Source organism: Pseudomonas sp. NBRC 111127 (assembly GCF_001320345.1).
Taxonomy (GTDB): Bacteria; Pseudomonadota; Gammaproteobacteria; order Pseudomonadales; family Pseudomonadaceae; genus Aquipseudomonas; species Aquipseudomonas juntendi.
This window is the reverse complement of sequence record NZ_BCBD01000269.1, coordinates 1-3,075: the sequence shown is the minus strand read 5'-3', so window position 1 is coordinate 3,075 and position 3,075 is coordinate 1. Positions and strand designations below refer to the sequence as shown.

At 62.7% G+C, this 3,075-nt stretch carries 2 protein-coding genes; one reads left to right on the top strand and one right to left on the bottom strand.

Going from position 1 to position 3,075, the window contains the following annotated elements; genetic code table 11:
• Window positions 1-47: 47 nt before the first annotated feature.
• Window positions 48-2,234, top strand: a complete 2,187-nt coding sequence (locus APH30_RS26585; protein WP_054914201.1) for an OsmC domain/YcaO domain-containing protein — start codon at window positions 48-50, stop codon at window positions 2,232-2,234.
• 8 nt (window positions 2,235-2,242) lie between these two features.
• Here the strand turns inward: APH30_RS26585 and APH30_RS26580 are convergent.
• The coding region (locus APH30_RS26580) for an FAD-binding protein (RefSeq protein ID WP_156326726.1) at window positions 2,243-3,075 on the bottom strand (833 nt) is incomplete at its 5' end.

Below are 3,075 nucleotides of genomic sequence, written 5' to 3'. Positions count from 1 at the left end.
AATGCCGGCCAATTTCGTCTTGCACGCTTAAATCACGGTAATCCCGCATGGAAATCAAGGTTAACTTTCTCGACAATCTGCGCCTCGAAGCGAAGTTCGACGACTTCACGGTGATCGCCGACCAGCCGATCCGCTACAAAGGCGATGGTTCGGCCCCGGGCCCGTTCGATTACTTCCTGGCGTCTTCGGCCTTGTGTGCGGCTTACTTCGTCAAGCTTTACTGCCAGACCCGCGACATACCGACAGAAAACATCCGCCTGTCGCAGAACAACATTGTCGACCCGGAAAACCGCTACAACCAGATCTTCAAGATCCAGGTGGAACTGCCCGAGGACATTTCCGAAAAGGACCGCCAGGGTATCCTGCGTTCCATCGACCGCTGCACGGTGAAGAAAGTGGTGCAGACCGGCCCGGAGTTCGTCATCGAGGTGGTCGACAACCTCGACGCCGATGCGCAGGGCCTGCTGATGCCGGTGTCCGATACCAGCACCTGCATCCCCGGCAAGGACCTGCCGCTGGAGCAGACCATCGCCAACATGTCGGGCATTCTCGCCGGGCTGGGGATGAAGATCGAGATCGCCTCATGGCGCAATATCGTCCCCAATGTGTGGTCGCTGCACGTTCGCGACGCGCAGTCGCCCATGTGCTTCACCAACGGCAAGGGCGCTACCAAGGAGGCCGCACTGGCCTCGGCGCTGGGCGAGTTCATCGAACGGCTGAACTGCAATTTCTTCTACAACGACCAGTTCTGGGGCGAAGACCTGGCCAATGCCGCGTTCGTGCATTACCCCGACGAGCAGTGGTTCAAGCCCGGCCCGCGCGACGCGCTGCCGGCCGAGATTCTCGATGCGCATTGCCTGGAAATCTACAACCCCGACGGCGAGCTGCGCGGCTCTCACCTGTACGACACCAACTCGGGCAACACGGCGCGCGGGATCTGCTCGCTGCCGTTCGTGCGCCAGTCTGACCAGCAAGTGGTGTACTTCCCGTCCAACCTGATCGAAAACCTGTTCCTCAGCAACGGCATGAGCGCTGGCAACACCCTGGCCGAGGCGCAGGTGCAGTGCCTGTCGGAAATCTTCGAGCGGGCGGTGAAGCGTGAAATCCTCGAAGGCGAATTGTGCCTGCCGGATGTGCCGCACGAAGTCCTGGCCAAGTACCCGGCCATCCTCGCGGGTATCCAGGGCCTGGAAGCGCAGGGCTTCCCGGTATTGGTCAAGGATGCCTCGCTGGGGGGGGAGTTCCCGGTCATGTGCGTGACCCTGATGAACCCCCGCACCGGTGGCGTTTTCGCTTCGTTCGGTGCCCACCCAAGCCTGGAAGTGGCGCTGGAACGCAGCCTTACCGAACTGCTGCAGGGGCGCAGCTTCGAGGGCCTGAACGACCTGCCGCAACCGACCTTCGAAAGCCATGCGCTGACCGAACCGAACAACTTCGTCGAACACTTCATCGATTCCAGCGGGGTGGTGTCGTGGCGTTTCTTCAGCGCCAAGGCCGACTTCGAGTTCGTCGAGTGGGACTTCTCTGGCCACGGCGCAGACTCCAACCAGCAGGAGGCCGCCACGCTGTTCGGCATTCTGGAAGACATGGGCAAGGAAGTGTACATGGCGGTGTACGACAACCTGGGCGCCACAGCCTGCCGTATCCTGGTGCCGGGTTATTCCGAGATCTACCCGGTCGAAGACCTGATCTGGGACAACACCAACCGCGCCCTGGCGTTCCGTGCCGACATCCTCAACCTGCACAGCCTCGACAGCCGCTCGCTGAAACTGCTGCTCAAGCGCCTGGACAACTGCGATGTCGATGACTACACCACCATCACCACGCTGATCGGCGTGGAGTTCGACGAAAACACCGCCTGGGGCCAGCTGACCATTCTTGAACTCAAGCTGCTGATCTGCCTGGCCGTACAGCGCTTCGAAGATGCCAAGGAGCTGGTCGAGGCGTTCTTGCAGTTCAACGACAACACCGTCGAACGTGGCCTGTTCTACCAGGCGCTGAATGTGGTGCTGGAGGTGCAACTGGATGACGAACTGGAGCTGGGCGACTACGAGGCCAACTTCCGCCGCATGTTCGGCAATGCGCGCATGGACGCGGTGCTGGGCTCGGTTGACGGTAGCGTCCGCTTCCATGGCCTGACCCCGACCAGCATGAAGCTCGAAGGCCTCGACCGGCACCTGCGGTTGATCGAGAGCTACAAGAAGCTGCATGCGGCGCGGGCCCGCTTCGCCTGATAGCGGCTTTAGACAGCGTTGGATGGCGCTGGCAAGGGATGCAGCAGGTCGGGCAAACCCGCCCCGGAACTGCTCAACGCCATGCCAGCGATATAGCCAAAGGTCATGCCCGGCCCCAGGGTAATACCGCCGCTCGGGTAGTGCCCGCCCATCACGCTGTGCATATCGTTGCCCACCGCATACAGCCCGGGAATAGGCTGCGCCTGCTCGTTCAGCACCCGGGCCGCTGCGTCTGTCGCCAGGCCGGCAAACGTGCCAAGGCTGCCGGGCAACAGCTTGACCGCGTAGAACGGCCCGTTCAGCAGGGGCCGTAGCGAGGGGTTGGGCCCGTGCAACGGTTCCCCTTGGGCGCGGTTATAGGCTGACACGCCGCGGCCGTAAACGGGGTCCAGGCCCTGGGCCGCATGCTGGTTGAACGCCGCCACCGTGCACTGCAACTGCGCCGCATCGATGCCACAGCGCTGTGCCAGTTGGGCCAGGCTGTCGCCCTTGTGCAAGTAGCCACAGCGTTGGTAGATGCGGGTGGGGAACGGAAAGGGTTTGGCCCAGCCAATGCCATAGCGCCGTTGCGCGGCATGGTCGCAGATCAGCCAGGCCTGCGCCGGCTCGCTCTGCGGCGTGGCGGCGAACAATGCATTCATGAAGTCGTGGTAGCAATCGGCCTCGTTGGCGAAGCGCCGGCCATCGCTGCGTACCGCAATGAAACCGGGTTTGGCGCGGTCGACCAGGTGTGGAAAGTGGCCATGACTGCCATCGCGGCGTGGCACCTGCGACACGGGTGCCCAAGCCCCGGCATGGGCACCGCAGCTATGTACCTGGCCACCGGCCTGTTCGCCCAGGC